Raw genomic sequence first — 20,980 nt, 5'->3', positions numbered from 1 at the left:
ACCCCCATATATTAGTAGAAAAGAGTATTTGGAGGTGAAACCCAATGGTCATGCAGCAGCCTTCTTCTCCGCTAAATTATGTTGCCATCGGTGATTCTTTAACCGTCGGTGTTGGTTCTACTATTTTTACTCCAGGTTTTGTGGAACGCTATAAAAAATTAACTGAACAAGCATTAAATAGGCCTCTAGCTGTAGTTACTTTTGCCAAAAAAGGGGCCACTTCCTCTCAAATCTATCTAACGTTCGACTTTCCTCCTTTGCTGAATGCTCTAAAACATGCCGAACTTATTACATTGACAGCTGGAGGTAATGATTTCATTCAAGCAGGTAAACAATTCTTAAGAACGAGGAATACTGGTTTCTTATACCATGCCTTAAACACAAGCATGGCAAATATTAAACGCATGATCATCATTATTCATCAAATGACACAAAATCAATATCATCCTATAATGATTCGAATCTTAAATTTATATAATCCCTTTCCACAAATTCCAGAAATTAATGACTGGATCACTCTATTCAATCAACAGTTATTAACACTTTCTCATCCACCTTATATACAAATTGCCGATATCTATCATGCATTCTTAGGTCATGAACGGGAACTTTTATTTATAGATCATATTCATCCTAACCCACGCGGTTATGAAGTTATGGCGCAGACAGTCGTACAACTTGGGTTTAGTCCCCTTTTGTAAAGTAAAGCAGCCTTTTTTTTGAAAAGACTGCTTTTAAAATAGAACACCTCTAGGTCCTATAGCTGCAATTTTATAAAGACGAGATGAGAAATCAAAGGGTTGATATAGTTCGTGGTTTGAAATCCGTTTTTAAAGTAAATCTTCAATTAGAGAGGCTTTATTAGCCGGTAAATAAACTTCTAAAAAGATCGTACGCTAGATGATTTTATTGACTTACTCGTTGGACTTTATTGTAAAGTGAAAACATAAAAGCATAGATTCCGGCACTAAGAAAAGCCAGTATTCCTAGAATAATAAATGTATAGGTATATCCGAACCAAACGGTCATGGGAATGGCGATCGGAGCAATTGTTCGACCAATAGAGAATCGTAAACTTGCAGCTGCAAAATATTGTCCCCTCATGTGTTCTGGAGCTAGTCGAGAGATGAAGCTGTCTTGAACACCTACAGTCATCAGTTCTGCCCATGAGAAGATCATCACTGCGAGAAATAATAACCAAACATTCACTGTATATCCAAATAGAATAATTGCTACACCATAACAGAAAGAAGAGGCCATAAAAACAAAGCGCTCTTGGTATTTCATCATCCATTTCGTTACAAGCATGGTTAATAGCGCCACACACAATCCGTTAATCGATACTAATAAACTAAAAGCACCCTTTCCATCAATAGAAACCAACCAATCTCCAATGGATAGAAGTGTTTGTTTTGGTACAAACCTCGTGGTATGGATTGCAACTAATAAGTCGAGTTGCATAAAGGTTTGCGCTACAAGAATTCCTGCCAATATAAACAAAAGAAAAACCTTATCTTTAAAAATGATGGTGTAGTCTTTCAAATGATGTTTCAAAACGGACTTTAAACTTCGGTCTTCTGATTTGCCCTTTGCAATTAAAGTCTTTTTCGGTGTTGTGTCATGAATATATTTATTAAGTACAAAGATAAGTATAATACTAACAATCAAACACGCGCATAAAAAAGGAAAACGATAATCAAAGAAGAAGATCCCCCCTAATATAGGACCAATGACAACAGCTATATTAACAGTAGTATAAAACACCGCAAAAACAGACGTCCGGTGTTTCTCAGGCACAACATCCGCAATCATGGCATGACTCGCTGGCCAATACAACTGTCCAAATAGACCAAGGAAAGAAAAGCTAACGAAAGTCAAGATAGGTGAAGTGAGCCATGGTGAATTAGAATATGCAAAGAAAACAAAGCAAAGTGCTTCACCAATGCTGGATAAAACCATCATTTTCTTTCTCCCAAAGTGATCCGCACAATAACCACCAAACAAACCAACAACGACACTTAAAATTTGTGAGGCAATAAGTAGGAAACCCGCTGTCTCTTGACCAAAATGCTCAGAAAAGTAAATGGCCATAAAAGGAAAGTACATCCAAAATAAGATATTAAAAATCCCTTCACCAATTAGCCTTACTTTTAAATTTATATCCCAATCCTTCCATCTCATAAAAAATACCCCCTAATAAATTCTTTTCATCATCATGAGAGGGCTTTTAAAACATAAAAAAGCCCATACAACAACATAAACATGCCATTGTACAGACTTCTCTTTCAGTCTTTAGACGAATAGCATGGATTCATGACGTCCGATCATGATGAAGGCATCAAAAAATAAATTCACGAATGAATACGCGAATTGACTTCTTTATCCTCTTAACACCATTAAATCGACTGACATGACCATGACAAAAACCCCTATCTCAGAACTTTGATTCAATTTTTATCCCACCTTAACGGCTAGAAAAGACCCCCATCTCAAGAATCTGAGTAGTCAAAGAAGACAAGCGGCGGATCAACTGCCCGTAAAGGTCCGATTGGTTCAGGCTTTCCATCAGTGGGGGATGACGCAGGCTAAAAACCAGACGTCCTGTCGCAACGCCTGCACTAGCACATCCTGTGCCGAACCCCCCACTGATGGAAGTTTCATCCTTTCATATTATATCTGAACATCTAATATTTAACAATAAGTAAAATTGTAAAAATAAATTATTTTTTAGATAATATTGTCAAATTTCCTTTCATAACATTAGACTCTTTTTATATGAGATTGTGACTAGCTGTTTAAGACAATAGAAGAACATAAAAATTCATCCAGTGCTTGTCTACACTGGATGAACCTCAGTTAATTAAATCTTTTTTCTTTTGCAAAAAGCAAAGTTGTGAAATATTTTCGGGCATCAGCAGACAGAACATGTAAAACTTTCGTTTTCACACTACGGTTATCATGATCTATATAATCGAAATGAACATGTGCACCACTTAGATCTTCTTTAATTCCTATGATTTTGTAGCCTTGATCCACCAAATCATCAATGCTTTCTTTCTCTTTCATAAACAACTGATGTTCATGCAACTGACATCACCTCAACATCTTAGGATAGTGTTGTTGGAACGGTATCGATTTCGACTTCTCCTTGATTAAATTTTTTTCGTTTTAGATATTTTCCGCTCCCTTGTTTACCAACAAATTGTTTGTCTTTAATCACGTATTCTCCGCGAACAAGAACAGAAATAGGCTCACCGACAACCTTCATACCTTCTAGAGCACTATAATCCACATTCATATGGTGGGTTTCGGCTGAAATGACTCTTTCTTTATTAGGATCAAAAAGAACAATATCTGCATCACTTCCAACAGCAATCGTTCCTTTTTGTGGGAACAATCCAAACAATTTAGCTGCTTGTGTTGAAACAATATCCACAAATTGATTTAATGTAATCCGCCCTTTTTTAACGCCTTCAGAATAAAGCACACTAAAGCGATCTTCTATAAATGGTCCACCATTCGGGATTTTTGAAAAGTCGTTTCGGCCAAGTTGTTTTTTTCCATTAAAATTAAAGGAACATTGATCGGAACCGAGTGTTTGCAATTGGCCAGCTTTAAGGGCATTCCAAAGGACATCTTGGTTCCATTTTTCACGTAGGGGCGGGGACCAAACATATTTTGCCCCTTCAAAATCAGGTTTTTCGAGGTCGGTTTGATCAAGGAGCAAATATTGCGGACATGTTTCACCCCAAACTTTATAACCTTTAGCCCGGGCTTCAGCAATTTTGTTTGCTGCTTCGGCACACGTGACGTGAACAACATATAATTGAGCATCAGCCATAGCACAAAGTTCAATGGCGCGTCCCGTTGCTTCTCCTTCGGCTTGTGGCGGACGAGTTAACGCATGATAGATCGGCTCTGTATGACCTTCAGCAAGAGCCTTGGTAACTAGATAATCGATAACATCTCCATTCTCACAGTGGACCATGACGAGGGCTCCACTTTCTTTTGCTGTAACAAAGGTTTTAAAAAGTGTTTTATCATCGGCTTGAAATTCTTTTTTATATGCAAGGAAGATCTTCAATGATGTAATACCTTCAGAGTCGATAATTTGCGGAAGTTCTTCTAATACGGCATCATTCGCATCATTGATCATTAAGTGAAAACCATAATCAATAACCGCTTTATCATCGGCTTTCTCATGCCACGTTTGGACGGCTTCTTTTAATGTTTTATCTGGAGTTGATAGACAAAAATCAACAATAGACGTTGTGCCGCCATAGGCCGCTGCAATTGTTCCAGTTTCAAAATCATCATCCGTCACCGTGTTATTGAAAGGCATATCGAGGTGTGTATGTGGATCTACGCCTCCTGGAAAGACATACATTCCTGTTGCATCAATGACTTCCGCCCCATCACTATTAAGGTCGTATCCGATTTGAACGATTTTTTCATCTTCAATTAAAATGTCCGCTTCAAATTTGTCTGTGGCTGTCACAATAGTTCCATTCGTGATTAATTTTCTCATCATCTTGCCCTCCTAATTTATATATTTATCTTAAAATTAATCGCAGATTCAGATCCTTAACTCACTGTTTCTTCTCCAATGGTCATTTTCCCTAATAGGCTTTGACGCTCATTCCAAGTCATTGCGACTTCACTCGGATATTCAATCATATCAATGGCTCCATCAACCGGACAGACGATAGAACAAAGATTACATCCAACACAATCATCTTCGCGTACCTTCAAATAACTTTTTCCATTCGCATCAATGAGTCGGTCAATACACTGATGCGACGTATCCTCACAGGAAATATAGCACTTGTTGCAGTTAATACACTTCTCAGGATTGATACGAGCAGCGACTTTGTAATTTAAATCGAGATCACCCCAGTTTTGATACTTACTAACTGTTTGACCTATTAGATCCATCGCTCGCGCTAAACCTTTTTCATCTAAATAATTGTTTAATCCATCAATCATATCTTCAACAATTCGAAATCCATGATGCATCGCTGCTGTACAAACTTGTACGTTTGTCGAACCCATTAACATGAACTCTACGGCATCTTGCCAATTCGATATACCACCAATTCCAGATATCGGAATGTTTATTTCTGGATGCCGAGCACATTCAGCAACCATATTTAATGCAATGGGTTTCACTGCTGGGCCGCAATATCCGCCATGTGTCCCTTTTCCACTGACATGTGGGATGGTATTCCAAGAGTGGATATCAACTCCCATTAAACTATTAATCGTATTAATGAGACTGATAGAGTCAGCTCCGCCCTGCACTGCTGCATAAGCCGTTGCGGTGACGTCCGTTATATTTGGCGTTAATTTCACAATAACAGGCGTCTCCGCCACTTCTTTCACCCAATAGGTTTGTTTCTCAACAAGTTCTGGAACTTGACCAGATGCTGAACCCATGCCTCTTTCAGCCATTCCATGAGGACAACCAAAGTTAAGTTCTAAACCATCTACTCCTATGGCTTCGACCTTTTTCACTATTTCGTGCCATTTTTCTTGTTTTGGTTCAACCATTAAAGAGGCAACAATCGCATGATTGGGAAACTTCTTCTTCGTTTCATAGATTTCTTCTAAGTTCACTTCGAGCGGTCGATCCGTAATCAATTCAATATTATTAAAACCGGCCACTTTTTGACCATTAAAGGTACTTGCTGAAAAACGAGATGATACATTAATGACAGGATCTCCTAGTGTTTTCCATACAGCTCCACCCCAACCCGCTTCAAAAGCCCGTTGTACTTGATAACCTGAATTTGTAGGCGGTGCAGATGCTAACCAGAATGGATTCGGTGACTTTATGCCTGCTAGATTAACTGATAAATCTGCCATTAGCATGCCTCCTCTATTTAGATTGCACAGGTATTGAAAAGATTTTAGATTAAACATTTCATTTTCTTATCGACTAGGGTGACCTGTACATACAAAAACCTCCTATAACAACTAAAATGAAGAAAATGACCTAACAAGATAATTTTTTATCTATGGCATACGCCGCACGTTTTCCTTGTTCAGCAGCACTGACAACCATGGCATCACCGTACTCCGTACTACCATATACAACATCACCCGCTGCAAAAATTTGATCATTCGATGTTTGGTAGGTTTTATCATTCAGTTGTAAAATACCGGAATCATGATTTAAACCGAATGCTTCAATAAGGTCAATATGCCTTGACTGTCCGATCGCTCTAACGACAATATCTACATCCATTAAAAACGAAGAATCTTGAACAGGTACAGGTCGCCTTCTACCAGATTCATCAGGTTGACCCAACTCCATCTGAACACACATTAATTGCTTAACATGTCCATTCTCGTCTCCCATGATTTTTGTTGGTTGAGTTAACCACCTAAATTCAACTCCATCTTGTTTAGCAAATTCAAATTCAAATGGATAAGCCGTCATCTCTTCCTCTGTTCTTCTATAGATAATCTTGACATGACTTGCGCCTGAACGAATGAGACATGTAGCAGCATCGATGGCCGTATTCCCTGCTCCAATCACAATGGCACGTTTTCCTATAAACTGTTCTGTTAAAGGTTTCGTTTTTGTATTTTCAACAAATTGAATAGCATCATAGACACCTGTTAAATCCTCGCCCTCTATTCCTAGTTTAGGAACTTGCCCCATGCCTACCGTAATCAGAACAGCATCAAAGTCATTCTTTAATGTTTCAGGAGAAATGTCTTTACCAACCGTACAATTTGTCCGTATATCGACCCCTAATTTTTCTACCTGCTCAACTTCCCAAAGCGAGACAGATTGAGGTAGTCGAAATGATACGATGCCATATGTATCTAAACCACCTGCTTTTTCCTTAGCTTCAAAGATCGTCACTTCATGTCCTAATCTTCTCAACTCCCTTGCTGCAGAAAGACCTGCTGGTCCACCACCTACAATGGCTACTTTTGTATTTGTAGGAACACCTGATTCAAAAAGATCCACATCATGGTCCATTGCCCAATTTGTTGCATGACGCTGTAAGTCACCAATACGTATCGGCATGGACACATCATTTAACACACATGCGCCTTCGCATAACTCACTAGTAGGGCAAACACGTGAACAGGTCGCTCCAACAGGGTTTGCATCCAAGATATCACGTGCGGAGCCTTTTAAATTTCCAGACGCCATTTTTTTAATAAAGGAAGGGACATCAATACCTGTCGGACAGGCATTCATACAAGGTGCATCGTAGCAATATAAGCAGCGATTAGCCTCATCAATAGCTTCTTTCGGTTTCATGTCTTGTTTTACTTCAAAGAAGTTACGCTTTAAATCGACAGCTGTTAATAATTCGCTTTCCGCACTTTTCAAATAATCTCCTCCCACTAACTGAAATGAATTGTTTTAAAGAGGTGGTGGATAAGCAGCCACCACCTTTTGATTAGACTATACTTAATTAAAGAGTAGCTGCACTTTCATCTTTATTCTTTGGATCTGCAAACATCGTGATAGACTCGTACTCTCCTGGTTTCAATAAACTACTATCGTTTCGCATGAGATACGTGTAGAGGGCAATGGCAATGAATAAACCAAAGGTCCATGCATTATCCCATAGGAAGCGTAATCCAGGCGTGAAATAACCTATAACAGGGATTAATATGCCAACAACTAAAGCAATAATACTATTCTTGTTAAATCCTGAAGAATAATTGTACCGTCCATTTGGTTGGTACAACTCTTGAAGAGCTATATGTCTGCGTCTTACGATCCAATAATCAGCTATAGCAATACCATCAATAGGTCCAAGCAAAGCACCATAGACACCTAACCAACCAAAGATGTAGTTACCAAAATTAGACATGATGTACCAAGGTTGCATCAAGATGGCAAATAGCCCAGTAATAATCACACCGATACCAAAAGTAATGCGACGAGGATAAATATTTTCAGCCGCCCGTGCTGGCGCTACTAAGTTAGCACCTACGTTGATCGTCACTGACGCAATAACAATAATGATTGTTCCTAACAGAATCACAAATGGTGGGAATTTAGCTAATAAAGTCACAGGATCCCATAGAGCTTCACCGAAAATAACGACAGTCGCTGAAGTTACGAAAATACTGATAAAAGAGAACACCGTCATGGTCAAAGGTAGAGCAACAGTTTGTCCAATCATTTGTGATTTTTGGCTTTTAGCTTGACGAGCAAAATCGGGAATATTTAAGGCAAGCGTTGCCCAAAAAGCAATAACGCCAGTTAATGATGGGAAGAAAATTTTAAGGAATTCCCCTGCACTATGAAATTTACTTGGCTCGGTAACAATGGGTCCGAAACCACCACTAACATGAGTCGTCGCCCATATAAAAAGAATGATAGCTGATATTCCAACAATCGGGCTTGCGATAATTCCAAGAACTTTAATGGCTTCTGGGCCTCTGTAGCCAATAGCTATATTAAGTAACCAGAAAAAAGCAAAAACAATAGCTGTATGTCCTGGTACATTTCCCCAGGCCTTCATTGATGAAGAAAGTAACGTATCTATCGCCGTTGTTCCAATCCATGTATTAATACCAAACCATCCAGCGGAAACAATAGCGCGCGCCATGGTTGGAATATGGGCCCCTTTGGAACCAAACCACATTCTTGCAAATACGGGATAAGGAATACCAAACTTAGTTCCTGCATGAGAGTTTAATAAAATAGGAATAAGAACAATAATATTACCAAGAAAAATGGTTAAAATGGCTTGCCACCAGTTCATACCTAGTGAAATCATGCCGCTCGCCATCGTATAAGAAGGAATACACAAACACATTCCAATCCAAAGTGTTGAAAAGTTCATGCCTGACCAAGAATGTTCTTTTATCGTTGTTGGTCTCAAGTCTTCATTCCACATATGACTGGATTCCAACTGGGCTGCAGCTTGGTTGGTTAACGTTACAATCCCATTTTCTTCAATTTGTGTTTTCATACTCAGAACCTCCTTCTCCAATTCACATTGTTTAATAATAGTGCCACCTAAACTTAAATCCTTTTAAGAGGTTGCTTTAAAAAGTCACCAAATGATAAGCTACGAATCCTCGGCGCCCGCTTGTTTTTTCCGGTCCTCATGTAGTGGATACAAGAGGATCTCTGGCTAAAAATCGCTCACGTCCTGTGGCTGGCGCATGAAGCTACCACAACGCGAGGAATGCAGGTCCTAAGGAACTGACGCCGCTCTTAGCCTCCGAAGACGCCCAGTACGGGCTAGTACTGGCGTTTCTTGCAGGATGCCAGCGTACTTAGCCAGTAATTTGAACACGCACTTTAAGTGTTCCGAAGATTTGCCATTTGTTCATCATTCGGCATAAATACATGTCATATTTTCTTACTTTATTCTAAATTATTATCAAATATAAACTAAAAATCCACCTTTCCATTATATTTTGTTTCTTGTACGTTACATTTTATAACATGAGTATCGGAATAGCATTTTACAAAATGTAAGTTTTTATCTTAATTCATTTTATGTTTTGTTTAATTATAATATTTAGAATTTATTAATTATTACTCTAACTTCATGATTATGGTCATATGTCTAAGTAAAAAAAGAGACAGCATAGAACCATCAATTCTACGCTGTTTTCATCTTTCAATTTATTCGTGCCATAACCTGAGATAAAAGATGAGCTCGAATGGCGAATTCAATCGATAATCGTCTCTCCGTATTCATAAAGTCTCCTCCAAGTAATTCTTCAATCTTCTGAAGACGATGATAGAGCGTTTGTCTTACAACATAGAGTCGCTTAGCCGCTTCTTGTTTTGAACCTCCACAGTCTAAGTAAACTTTTAATGTTTGCAGAAGATTAGAACCCTTTTCTTCATCATAAGCAAGGATAGCTCCTATGTAGTCGTTAATAAAACTATCCATTTTATGTTCGCCTTGCATCATAAATAGTAATCTAGCGACTCCAATGTCATCGTAGAAATAAGAATGTTCTAGTGTCTCCTCTCTTAACTTGAGTTTTTCCATATTAATAACAATCTGTGATTCCTTAAATCCAAGATGACTATCTAATAATTGATGTCTTTCTCTTCCAATACCAATAATAAGAGTTGTTTTATCTCTTCGCTTGTGTAAAAATCGTTCTTTTATCTGATCTAGAGTATTCTTTAGATGGTGTTTAAGATCACTATTGGAATCCTTTGTCATCACAATAGCAATGATCTGGTTATTTTCTGTTGTTATGAGCAGTTGAAAACCATTTTCTTCAAATATCGTTCGTGTTAATAAGGATATGTAAATACGAAGTGATTCTTCTTCCTCCATGACTTTTCCTTTTTTAAGATCGACCATCTCAATCACACAGACGCGAAAGCGAACACACCCTTTTATGTCTAACCCAAGTCTTGCTTTCATTTGTTTTTGATCAATCGGCCGCTCATGAATTAAATCTTTTATCCACAATTGTTCATGGTGCATCTGTTTTTCTTCGACATATTTAATCCGAATATTCTCTTGAGCAATACATAAAACAGCTCGTCCCATCACTAAAGTATCAAACTCAGAGGGTTTCTGATGACCTACATTCATGCAAAGATAAGCCCATGTTTGTCCCATCGCTACTATAGCTTGTAAAACAAACGTATTCTTATCTTCACTCCATATAATAGGCTCACCACGTTTTAATTTTTGCCTATTCGTGGATACAGCGATTTGCTTTCCAATCTGCTCGGTCATCTTCTGACAAACGCTTTGTTTAAGTAGTGGAATACTTGTCTCTCTTCCTTCATATGGAAGATAAAAAATCTGATGATTCAACTGTTTTTGAAGCAATTTTAATATATTGTAAAGACCTGTGGTAGAAGAAAGGGTGAGTTGGTGGAATTCTTTTGAGATTAATTCAAGTTGTTGCAACGTACGATAATGCGTATTGATTAAAAAAGTATGCAAATCCTGTGTAATTTCGATAAATTTGACTCTTTCTTCAAAAACAATAATGGGAAAATCATGTTCAAGGGCAATAGAAATTAGATCTTCAGACACACGTGGAAATGAAGGACCCAATTCTATACACAGACAGCTTGCCCCATGTTGAATGAGCGTTCGCAAAAAATCTAATCGTTCTGAATCCTTATTTAAACCAACACCCGTTGTCAAAATCAATTCTTCGCCGTTAATGAGTTGATCCATATCAAGAGTTTCAAGGACATGTGCCCATCGAATCCGGCGATATAAACCATTTTTACTCGTCACTAACTTTGCCTTAGAAAAACAAGGTCTATTTAGTGCAGCTTTAACCGTTAAATTCACATCCACGTTCATTATCGCACCGTCCCTTTACGATTTTTATTTACTTTGGTAAAAGAACCCATCTCATTTTTATAGACTTCTGCTGAATGATTTAACATTTTGTCTAATTGTCATTAAATAATAAACTTTATATTAATAAAATTATAGAATATTTGCAATATATTTAACACTCTTATCCCAATTTTATGTCATATATATACGTTTGTCTATATTCATATAACACACAAAACCACAGCTTATAAAAGCTGTGGTAGATTAATTAATGGTTAAAATTTATTTTTTTATGACAAATTACAAACTCTTATTTCTGATTAGCCTCTAATGAAACTGCCACTTTTTCATTTGGTCTATCAATTTCTTCAATTGATTTTTTTTGCCCAAGAACATTAAAGACAATGTTTAAAATAACAGCTGTTAAACTTCCTGCGATAATACCGTTATTTGTAATGATTTGAATCATTACTGGTAATTTTGCAAATAGCGCAGGTTGAACGGTTACCCCAAGGCCGATTCCAATAGAACATGCAATAATAAGCAAGTTTTCATTTTTTGTAAAATCGACTTTACTTAGCATACGAACACCAGAAGCCACAACCATACCAAACATGGCAATCATAGCCCCGCCAATAACTGCACTTGGAATTAAGATGGTTAAGGCACTAATTTTAGGAATAAATCCTAAAATGATCAGAATAAAACCACAAACGTAAATGACGCGTCTTGATTTAACTTTTGTCATTTGAACGAGTCCTACGTTTTGAGAGAATGTCGTATATGGGAATGCATTGAACAGACCACCAACAACAACGGCTAAGCCTTCGGAACGGTACCCTCTCGATAAAGCTTTTTTATCAATAGGTTCCTCGCAAATTTCACTTAGCGCAAAGAAAACACCGGTTGATTCAATTAAACTAACAATGGCCACAATCGTCATGGTAATAATGGCATCCACATGAAAGGTTGGATAACCGAAACCAAATGGTTTCAACCCTTGAATCCACTGGGCTTGTCCGACAGAATTCAAATCAACCATACCCATAAACGCTGCAGCAACGGTTCCAATAATGATCCCCAATAAAATAGAAATGGAACGCATAAATCCAGTGAATAGTCGATTAAGAATAATAATAATTGCTAAAACACCAAAAGATAAAATTAGATTTTTTACACTTCCAAATTCGGGTGATCCTTGTCCCCCGCCCATATTATTAATAGCGACTGGAATGAGTGTTACGCCGATGACGGTAACAACCGTCCCCATAACAACGGGTGGAAATATTTTAACAACTTGACTAAAGAACGGAGCAATAATAAGAACAATGAGACCCGATACAATAATAGCTCCACAAATCCCAGCCATGCCATAGTGTTTTCCAATCGAAATCATCGGGGCAACGGCTGTGAAAGTACATCCCAAGACAATGGGTAATCCAATTCCAAAATAGCGAGTTTTCCAGACTTGTAATAATGTCGCAATACCACTTGCCGCTAAATCAATCGAGACAAGATAAGCCAAGTGTTTCTGATCCATCCCCATCGCAGCGCCAACAATTAACGGAATAAGTACGGCTCCCGCATACATCGCAAGAACATGCTGTATACCAAGTGACAGTGTTTTACCTACTGTTTGTTTTCCTTGCACTTTTAAAAACCTCATTTCATAGTTTTGTAATATCTAAGGTTGTTAATAAAGCGGAACTTGTTGATTAATGCAAAGTTCTTTTTCCTTCTTATTCTTGTAAAAATTCGACTCCCGTCTCGCTTAAAGATGCAATTCGTGCAAGAGAATAAATAGGATAACCAAGTTGATCGAGTCGTTTTCTTCCATCTTGAAACGATTTTTCGATCACAATGCCGATCCCAGAAATCGTGGCATCCGCTTGTTTAACGAGATCGATGAGACCCATAACAGCTTCACCCTTGGCTAAGAAGTCATCAATAATAAGAATGCGATCATTTGCGTTGATGAAATCAGCCGACAGGTAGATCTTATTTGTTTCTTCCTTTGTATAAGAACGGACGACAGCCGTATAAGATCCTTTTCCGAGTGTTAACGAAGGTTTCTTCCGAGCAAAGATAACAGGAACACCCAGTTTAAGTCCAGCCATGACGGCTGGTGCAATACCAGATGATTCAAGAGTCACGATCTTTGTTATCCCCGCTTCTTTAAATCGTTCAGTAAATGCCTCACCGATCGCATCCATTAATATTGGATCAATTTGATGGTTAAGAAATCGATCAACTTTCAAAACGTGCCCATCAATGATGATGCCTTCTTCTTTAATTCGCTGTTCTAGTAATTCCATAAGATAAAAAATCCTCTCTCTTAAAGATACATACAAACACAAAAACACTCTCATTCTAGAGTGAGAGTGTTCGTCCATGATAACGCATATATATATGCAATCTCACTCGTAGTCGAATGTTTTTTGGTCATTCGGTAGAAACTTGCAGGCCATATCCCTGCGATTATACGAGTAGGCTATTAATTTTTTTACAATTGTTAACAAACTAAGTATAATATAAAACTAGTAATGAGCCAATATGAAATATTTACAAATAAATAAATCGAAAAAATAGACTTATGAAATCCTCTCAATTTCTTTTTTATTTCTCTTTTTGCTAGAATTGGCAACAAATTCATCACATTCCTCAATACGCGAACGATAATGGATCACTTTTAAATAATAGAGGTTGTTCAAAAAGTCACCAAATGATAAGCTACGAATCTCGGCGCCCGCTTGTTTTTCCAGTCCTCATGTAGCAAAAACCTACATTCCGGTCCTCAAAACAGCGCCGCCTTGATCTTCTTGCTTCTAATTTGCCACCTTTTTGAACACGCACTAATAAGCGTATAATTAACGAAATAAATATACAGTTTGCAAACAACGAAATGAGGTTAATCATGAAAAAAATTCTTTTACTAGCTACAGGTGGTACGATAGCTTCTGTCACAAGTGATGATGGTCTAGTTCCCGGGTTATCGGCAGAAGAACTTCTTCATTACTTTCAATATGATCAATCTCCCCTTGATGTAACATGTCAAATTCTAATGAACCGAGATAGTACAAATATGCAGCCAGAAAACTGGATACAAATCGCTGATGCTATCAGTAAGCATTATAACGAGTTTGATAGTTTCATTGTGACGCACGGAACAGATACGCTAGCCTTTACAGCAGCCGCCTTGTCTTATATGCTTCAAGGATTAGATAAACCCGTCATATTGACTGGTTCACAGGTGCCGATTAGTTTTAAGAAGACAGATGCCAAGAAGAACGTTCAGGACGCTCTTCGTTTTTCACAGGAAAATATCGGTGGTGTCTTTGTTGTCTTCGATGGCCGTGTCATTATCGGTACACGGGCAGTGAAAATGAGAACGAAAAGCTATGATGCTTTTGAAAGTATTAATCATCCTTATGTTGCCACAATTGATGGCTCATCCATTAAATACTATTGGACTCCCGAAAAGTCAAAAGAAGCTTTTCATCCCGAAACAAATCTATGTACAGACATATTTGTACTCAAACTTTTCCCTGGAATGAATCCAAACATTTTTGATTTTATAAAAGAACATTATAAAGGAGTCATCATCGAAAGCTTTGGTAATGGAGGAGTGCCTTTTGAAGGCCGAAACCTTCTTCCTAAGATAAAAGAATTAACTGAAGCAGGCATTGTCGTTTTAATTTCGACACAGTGTCTTGAGGAAGGCCAAGATATTTACTTATATGAAGTTGGAAGAAAAGTCACAAATTATAATATTCTTGTTTCTGGGGATATGAATACAGAGGCGAGTGTTCCTAAACTCATGTGGACACTTGGGCAAACAGATGATTTTAAAAAAGTGAAGGAAATCATAGAAAAACCAATATGTTGGGATCTTTCTCCAGATTGGGAAGGGTAAAATGGTTAAAAACCTAGTACATGTTATTATTGTACTAGGTTTTTTCGATTGGTTATCATTGATCAATTATTTTTATCCAAGATAAGCTTGAAGCATCCAGACATGTTTCTCTAGGTTGCCTTTAAGACCAATAAATAAATCTTGAGTGACATCATCCCCAGCTTCTGCAGCATGGTTAATCGACTCTCCAAGTTCTTTACTTAGTAAAGTGTAATCATTGATGATTTCCTTTACAAAATCATCTGCCTTACGATTGACATCTGTTGATTCTTGCAAGCTAGCATGTTCAAGATATTCTTTTAGTGTGGAATATGGTGAACCTCCTATCGTTAAGAGACGTTCGGCTAAGTCATCAAATGTCGCTGCCGCCTCATCATATAATTCTTCAAATTTTGTATGTAATGTGAAGAATTGTGGTCCTTTTACATACCAATGAAATTGATGCAATTTGATATAAAGCACACCGAAGTTAGCTACTTGTTTGTTCAATAATTCTTTAATACCCACCGTTTGTGTTGTTGCCATAATAATCTCTCCTTTATCGTTCAAAATAGTATCTTATCTCCACTTACAATTATACTTGTTTTTTAGATTAAATCAAGTATTATTTTATAATAATTATAATTTAACTTTTTTAACCTTAAAATAATCATGACATATATCACTGATTTTTTAAATCTTTGTTTTTATGCTGATTAAATATTATCAATTAAAACTTATAAATGATAATAAACATAGGATTTTGATGATAAATTATGTTGATAAACACTATTTTTGATAGAGTCAAAATAAAAACTGTGCAATCAAAGTCATGGAATCACTTTGACGCACAGTTGGTTATTTTAATATAAAGTTATATGAACTTTAATATAGACCTTCTTTTTCTTCTTTTAAACTAATGTAAATACTTTTCGTTTGTGTATAGGCGTCTAGAACACTTTTATATGTTTCACGACCTATACCAGATTTTTTATATCCACCAAAAGGAACACCAGCTGGCAGTTGGTTATACGTATTTACCCACATACGTCCTGTTTCAACCGCACGTGCTACGCGAAGGGCTGTATTGATGTCGCGTGACCAAACCGCCCCGCCTAATCCGTACTCTGAATCATTGGCTAACTTGATGACTTCTTCTTCTGTTTTGAATTTAATGACCGTAGCCACTGGACCAAAGATTTCTTCTTGAGCAATGCGCATGTCATTTGTCGCATCTGCTAGAATGGTAGGTTCCATAAATACGCCGTTTGCCAAGTCTTTTGTTTTCAATTGACAGCCACCCGTCACGAGGGTTGCCCCTTCTTCTTGGCCAATGGTGACGTATTCCAAAATTTTCTCAAGTTGTCGTTTGTTTACTTGAGCTCCCATTTGTACACCGTCTTCCCAAGGGAGACCCACTTTAACTTTTTGGAAAGCTTGTTTTAGTTCGCTTATAAACTTATCATAAATACCTTCTTGAACGAAGATTCGTGATCCTGCACAACAAACTTGGCCTTGGTTAAACAAAATACCTAATTGAGCTCCTTCGATCGCTCTCTCCCATGGAGCATCATCGAAAAAGATGTTTGCTGATTTACCACCAAGTTCCAAGGTTGAAGGGATAATGCGTTTAGCCGCTTCAATACCTACTTCACGACCAATGGCTGTTGATCCTGTAAATGCTAGTTTACTAAATCCTTCATGTTTCAACATGTAATCACCAGAATCAGAACCACGACCTGTGATAACGTTTACAACTCCAGCCGGAAGAACTTGATCTAAAAGTTTCGCTAATTCCAAAATACTGAGTGACGTAGCTGAAGATGGATGGATAACAACCGTATTACCAGCAGCGATAGCAGGAGCTATTTTCCAAGCTGCCATAAGCAAAGGAAAGTTCCAAGGAACGATTTGTCCAACGACTCCAAGAGGTTCTTTTAATGTGAGAGTCAATGTTTCATCATCAAGATCTTTTGCAGTGCCTTCTTCAGATCGAATAACACCTGCAAAATAGCGGAAATGGTCACTGCTACAAGGAACATCCACATTCAATGTTTCTCGAATTGATTTCCCGTTGTCTAATGTTTCTACCAATGCCAAGTGTTCTGCATTTTCATCGATCAAGTCTGCAATTTTAAGAAGGAGACGGCTTTTTTCTTGAACACTAACTTTTTTCCAAGATTGGAATGCTTTTGTCGCTGCTTCCACAGCCGCGTCAACATCAGCATGACTTGCATCGACAAATTCAGAAAGTTTTTCACCTGTACTAGGATTGTAGCTGGCTAATTTTTTACCTTCTGAACCTTCAAGCCATTTGCCGTTAATGTAAAGTTTATACTCCGTATCAACCGCATTTTCAATTGTATCGATAAGACTGCTCATTGTAAAACCTTCCCTTCATGATTGTATTTATTTAGAAAAATTGACTACATATATATTGTAGTACTTAAAATGAAAAATAGAAATGAAAACGCTTTAATTTTTATAAATTTTTTTTTATTGGAAACGTAAATGCTTAGACATACGTTTTCGTCAAATTGATCATGACATTCATCACTTCCTTATAAAATACTCTATACCCATGACAGTTGGAGACCTTGACGATTATGATTTCTTTTAGGGCGTTGATCGTTGTGATTATTTCAGACAAAAACCCAAAAAAATAACCACCCTTGAGTTCGCAGCTCATAACGGGTAGGTTGTTTTTGTCCTATTCTAGTGCGCTGATCCCTTTGGGAATCACGTTATTGTATGCCCGTTCAGTGTTCCTGCACATGCGGTCTTTTTTATTTTATGTGTTCTACTGTTATTATCGCAATACTTACGAATTTCAAAACACTGTCTAATCGTCTGATGTGGAATTATGATCTAATCTAGGATTATTAGGACGAAAGTAAGAAACAGCATGCTTTAAATTAAAATTTCTTCGCCCTTCACCCTAATAGTGCGTGTTCAAAAAGGTGGCAAATGAAAAGGGTTACTGGCTAAGTACGCTGGCATCCTGCAAGAAACGTCAGTACTAGCCCGTCCTGGGCGTCGGAGGATAAGAGCTGCGTCAGTTTTCTTTGGACCGGCATTCCTCGCGTTGTGGTAGCTTCAGGCGGCCCGCCACAGGACGTGAGCGATTTTAGCCAGCGATCCTCTTATATCCCTACATGAGGACCGGAAAAACAAGTGGGCGTCGAGGATTCGTAGCTTATCATTTGGTGACTTTTTGAACAACCTCTAATAGAAACACTGTAACGATCATACATTTGAAGCTTTCCTTTGGATTTGACTATTACCTTGAGGCGAGGGTCAATATTCGCCGTTAATGCAGGTTATTGAGCCGCTTCCCTAAGTGATTGAGCCACTCTCAGTATTTGAGCCACTTCCTTTGGTAATAATTTCTATATTGAAAAAGACGTCCATGATTTGTTAAACCATGAACGCCTTTATTTAGAACAGTCTATTTATTTCTTATAAACTTTCAAGATCTCATCTCCGGAATTTCTTCCATTTAATTCCGGTACGATCTCTTCATATTCGTTTGTATTGGTGACAATGACCATGGTCGTTGTGTCATACCCTGCTTTTGCAATTTCATCTCGATCGAATGTTGCGAGCAGATCACCTTTATGCACTTTTTGACCATTTTCAACTTTAGGTTCAAAATGTTTTCCATTTAATTCAACCGTATTGATACCGATATGAATCAAAACTTCCACGCCATTTTCTGATTTAATACCATAGGCATGACCAGTAGGGTAGGCCACGATGATTTCTCCATCAACCGGAGAAACAACTTGATTTGATGAAGGTTCAATACCAAGCCCTTTTCCCATCGCTTCTGAACTAAAGACTGGATCATTCACAGATTTTAGCGGAACAGCTTGTCCACTAAGCGGGCTGAAAATAGTATCACTTAATGATAGGCCAGTCGTATCAATTTCTGGTTCATCAATCGAATCACTAGTCGTCGTCTCTTTCGAAGCCATACTTTGTTCGAGTTTGGCTGTTTTTTGTTCCGTTAAGCTCTTTTTACCTGAGGTTACTTTGGCAAATAATTTCTCTGTATTGCTTTCATTGAAGCCCAATAGTAAAACAAGAATGAAAGATAAGAGAAAAGCGACAATTCCCGCAATGGCTGCCCATACGATACTTGAGTTCTTACCGATAAATAACGGCATTTCAAAAACATTCATGATCGGTGTGTATTGGAAGCATTTAACGCCTGCAGTACCAACAATGGCACCACCGACTGCTCCACCAATGAGACCGAAGACAAATCCTTTTTTGTATTTTAAATTAATCCCGTATAAAGCCGGTTCGGTAATACCGAAAAACCCACTTATGGCAGCTGAAGCCGCGATTTCTTTATTTTTTGCTTTTTTCGCTTTAAAGATAGCACCCGTGACAGCACCAAATTGTCCAGCTACCGCACAAAACATCACGGCTAACAAGGTATCAAAGCCATATGTTTGTATATTAATTAATGAAATTGGCAAAATACCCCAGTGTAAACCAAAGATAACGAAGATCTGGAATGTCCCACCTAGAATAGCGCCAGCAATTAATGGACTCAAACCATATAAGAAACTATAACCATAAGCAAGGCCTGTACCTAATGCTGTACCAAGCGGTCCAATAACGACAAAAGTGAGAATTCCAGCCACAATCAAGGTTAAAAATGGAACGAAAACCAATTGGGCGACAGCAGGTAGATGATTTTTAAACCATCTTTCAATATAACTTTCAAGCCAAATGGCGAGGATCGTCGGAATAACCGCACCACCATATGTTTTAAAATTTATACCATAGTCACCTAAATGAGCAATATTAGGTATTGTATTGTCTGTTAATGGATAAACCATGGCCGCTGCTAATGCTACAGCAATAAATCGATTGGTATTAAATTTATCTGCAGCTGTAATTGCAATGAAGATAGGCAAGAGTGTAAAGACCCCACTCGCCAGTGCATTTAAAATGATATAAATGGGCGATGATTCAGGTAATAAGTGCAAACTTGAAATTAAAATTGCAACCCCTTTTAAGACACCTGCCCCAGCCAAAACAGAAATAAAAGGAGTAAAAATACCAGATAAAACAGAAACAAATTTTTCAAACCAATTTTCTTTCTTCTTTTCAACAGTTGCATCACCGCCATCTGAGGCAAGACCCGATTTTGTGTCACTGCCACCCGCACTAAAGTGGTACTGATTCATAATTGACTCATACACTGGTACAACTTCATCACCAATAACCACCTGATATTGTCCACCTGCACTTACTGCGGTGAGAACCTTCGGCAGATCCTCTAGTGCCTCTTTATTCGCTTTACTCTGATCTTTTAGTCTGAAACGAAGTCTTGTTGCACAATGAAGGAGAGAATTTACATTTTCTTTACCTCCGACATTAGCGACAATATCTTGAGCTAACTGAGTGTAATCTTTCTTAGCCATCTTATACCTCCTAGTGAATCGTTTACTTTTTTTACAATAACCTAATTATATGACTATTTACCATAGAATCGTCATATTGCAAAGAACATTGATATCGTAAATGTTATTGTTTTAACATCTCTTTATGAGAACGTTTACATAAAAATTTGTAATTACCTTTTAGCTACTAAAATAATTTTTTATCAATCAGAATTTAAGTAAAACCTACTTTATTTCCGTAATGAACTAAATTATTCATGTACCTAATAGGAAAGCGTTCTCATAATAAAGTAATAATATATCAAAATCTCAAGTTTGGGAAGAGTTTTGTGCTTTTTGACACACTTTTTTCATTTATTATTTCAGAGTATGATCCATTTGTGGGGTTTTATCTTTTTACA

14 protein-coding genes and 1 riboswitch are annotated in these 20,980 nt (G+C 37.7%); of the genes, 2 read left to right on the top strand and 12 right to left on the bottom strand.

All coding sequences use genetic code 11. From position 1 onward, the window contains the following. Nucleotides 1–44 precede the first annotated feature (44 nt). Nucleotides 45–701 carry a GDSL-type esterase/lipase family protein gene (locus tag FG390_RS07170; protein ID WP_141190356.1) on the top strand — a complete coding sequence of 219 codons (657 nt, stop codon included), beginning with the start codon at nucleotides 45–47 and terminating at the stop codon, nucleotides 699–701. Nucleotides 702–906: 205 nt separating this feature from the next. Here FG390_RS07170 and FG390_RS07165 read toward each other — a convergent pair whose 3' ends face one another. The 9 genes from FG390_RS07165 to FG390_RS07125 form a co-directional block, all read right to left on the bottom strand. Next, nucleotides 907–2,181 carry an MDR family MFS transporter gene (locus FG390_RS07165; protein WP_141190355.1) on the bottom strand — a complete coding sequence of 425 codons (1,275 nt, stop codon included), beginning with the start codon at nucleotides 2,179–2,181 and terminating at the stop codon, nucleotides 907–909. 675 nt (nucleotides 2,182–2,856) lie between these two features. Beyond that, a complete protein-coding gene (locus FG390_RS07160) occupies nucleotides 2,857–3,087 on the bottom strand; it encodes a hypothetical protein (RefSeq protein ID WP_141190354.1) in 231 nt (76 codons plus the stop codon). Nucleotides 3,088–3,106: 19 nt separating this feature from the next. Continuing rightward, nucleotides 3,107–4,528, bottom strand: a complete 1,422-nt coding sequence (gene hydA, locus FG390_RS07155; protein ID WP_141190475.1) for a dihydropyrimidinase — start codon at nucleotides 4,526–4,528, stop codon at nucleotides 3,107–3,109. Nucleotides 4,529–4,584: 56 nt separating this feature from the next. Next, nucleotides 4,585–5,865, bottom strand: coding sequence for an NAD-dependent dihydropyrimidine dehydrogenase subunit PreA (gene preA, locus FG390_RS07150; protein ID WP_141190353.1), 1,281 nt, complete (start codon nucleotides 5,863–5,865; stop codon nucleotides 4,585–4,587). A gap of 130 nt (nucleotides 5,866–5,995) precedes the next feature. Continuing rightward, on the bottom strand, nucleotides 5,996–7,354 hold the full coding sequence (locus FG390_RS07145) for an NAD(P)-dependent oxidoreductase (protein WP_141190352.1): 1,359 nt from the start codon (nucleotides 7,352–7,354) through the stop codon (nucleotides 5,996–5,998). Between the two features lie 85 nt (nucleotides 7,355–7,439). Then, nucleotides 7,440–8,954: an NCS1 family nucleobase:cation symporter-1 gene (locus FG390_RS07140; RefSeq protein WP_141190351.1), complete on the bottom strand. Its 1,515-nt coding sequence runs from the start codon at nucleotides 8,952–8,954 to the stop codon at nucleotides 7,440–7,442. 660 nt (nucleotides 8,955–9,614) lie between these two features. Then, a complete protein-coding gene (locus tag FG390_RS07135; protein ID WP_141190350.1) occupies nucleotides 9,615–11,288 on the bottom strand; it encodes a PucR family transcriptional regulator in 1,674 nt (557 codons plus the stop codon). Nucleotides 11,289–11,577: 289 nt separating this feature from the next. Continuing rightward, entirely contained in the window at nucleotides 11,578–12,858 is a 1,281-nt protein-coding gene (locus FG390_RS07130) for a nucleobase:cation symporter-2 family protein (protein ID WP_373681541.1), read from the bottom strand. Nucleotides 12,859–13,006: 148 nt separating this feature from the next. Continuing rightward, a complete protein-coding gene (locus FG390_RS07125; RefSeq protein WP_141190348.1) occupies nucleotides 13,007–13,582 on the bottom strand; it encodes a xanthine phosphoribosyltransferase in 576 nt (191 codons plus the stop codon). An 89-nt stretch (nucleotides 13,583–13,671) separates the two neighbouring features. After that, nucleotides 13,672–13,773: riboswitch (purine riboswitch) on the bottom strand. Between the two features lie 408 nt (nucleotides 13,774–14,181). On the opposite strand from FG390_RS07125, the gene FG390_RS07120 reads away from it, so the two are divergent. After that, entirely contained in the window at nucleotides 14,182–15,180 is a 999-nt protein-coding gene (locus tag FG390_RS07120) for an asparaginase (protein WP_141190347.1), read from the top strand. 72 nt (nucleotides 15,181–15,252) lie between these two features. Here the strand turns inward: FG390_RS07120 and FG390_RS07115 are convergent, their stop codons facing one another. From FG390_RS07115 to FG390_RS07105, 3 genes are all read right to left on the bottom strand, one after another. Further along, nucleotides 15,253–15,705: a Dps family protein gene (locus FG390_RS07115; RefSeq protein ID WP_141190346.1), complete on the bottom strand. Its 453-nt coding sequence runs from the start codon at nucleotides 15,703–15,705 to the stop codon at nucleotides 15,253–15,255. Between the two features lie 339 nt (nucleotides 15,706–16,044). Beyond that, entirely contained in the window at nucleotides 16,045–17,541 is a 1,497-nt protein-coding gene (locus tag FG390_RS07110) for an aldehyde dehydrogenase family protein (RefSeq protein ID WP_141190345.1), read from the bottom strand. Nucleotides 17,542–18,611: 1,070 nt separating this feature from the next. Further along, nucleotides 18,612–20,600 carry a beta-glucoside-specific PTS transporter subunit IIABC gene (locus FG390_RS07105; RefSeq protein WP_141190344.1) on the bottom strand — a complete coding sequence of 663 codons (1,989 nt, stop codon included), beginning with the start codon at nucleotides 20,598–20,600 and terminating at the stop codon, nucleotides 18,612–18,614. Between the last annotated feature and the right edge of the window lie 380 nt (nucleotides 20,601–20,980).

The sequence above is a fragment of the Terrilactibacillus laevilacticus genome (assembly GCF_006517395.1).
GTDB lineage: Bacteria > Bacillota > Bacilli > Bacillales > Sporolactobacillaceae > Terrilactibacillus > Terrilactibacillus laevilacticus.
Note: the sequence above shows the minus strand (reverse complement) of the source record. Positions and strands in the feature narration are given on the sequence as shown.

What these genes read in the sequence shown, in the direction of transcription:
- FG390_RS07170 (WP_141190356.1), top strand. Translation starts at nt 45, where the DNA reads ATGGTCATGCAGCAGCCTTCTTCTCCGCTAAATTATGTTGCCATCGGT.
- FG390_RS07165 (WP_141190355.1), bottom strand. Translation starts at nt 2,181, where the DNA reads ATGAGATGGAAGGATTGGGATATAAATTTAAAAGTAAGGCTAATTGGT.
- hydA (WP_141190475.1), bottom strand. Translation starts at nt 4,528, where the DNA reads ATGAGAAAATTAATCACGAATGGAACTATTGTGACAGCCACAGACAAA.
- preA (WP_141190353.1), bottom strand. Translation starts at nt 5,865, where the DNA reads ATGGCAGATTTATCAGTTAATCTAGCAGGCATAAAGTCACCGAATCCA.
- FG390_RS07140 (WP_141190351.1), bottom strand. Translation starts at nt 8,954, where the DNA reads ATGAAAACACAAATTGAAGAAAATGGGATTGTAACGTTAACCAACCAA.
- FG390_RS07135 (WP_141190350.1), bottom strand. Translation starts at nt 11,288, where the DNA reads ATGAACGTGGATGTGAATTTAACGGTTAAAGCTGCACTAAATAGACCT.
- FG390_RS07130 (WP_373681541.1), bottom strand. Translation starts at nt 12,858, where the DNA reads ATGTATGCGGGAGCCGTACTTATTCCGTTAATTGTTGGCGCTGCGATG.
- FG390_RS07125 (WP_141190348.1), bottom strand. Translation starts at nt 13,582, where the DNA reads ATGGAATTACTAGAACAGCGAATTAAAGAAGAAGGCATCATCATTGAT.
- FG390_RS07120 (WP_141190347.1), top strand. Translation starts at nt 14,182, where the DNA reads ATGAAAAAAATTCTTTTACTAGCTACAGGTGGTACGATAGCTTCTGTC.
- FG390_RS07115 (WP_141190346.1), bottom strand. Translation starts at nt 15,705, where the DNA reads ATGGCAACAACACAAACGGTGGGTATTAAAGAATTATTGAACAAACAA.
- FG390_RS07110 (WP_141190345.1), bottom strand. Translation starts at nt 17,541, where the DNA reads ATGAGCAGTCTTATCGATACAATTGAAAATGCGGTTGATACGGAGTAT.
- FG390_RS07105 (WP_141190344.1), bottom strand. Translation starts at nt 20,600, where the DNA reads ATGGCTAAGAAAGATTACACTCAGTTAGCTCAAGATATTGTCGCTAAT.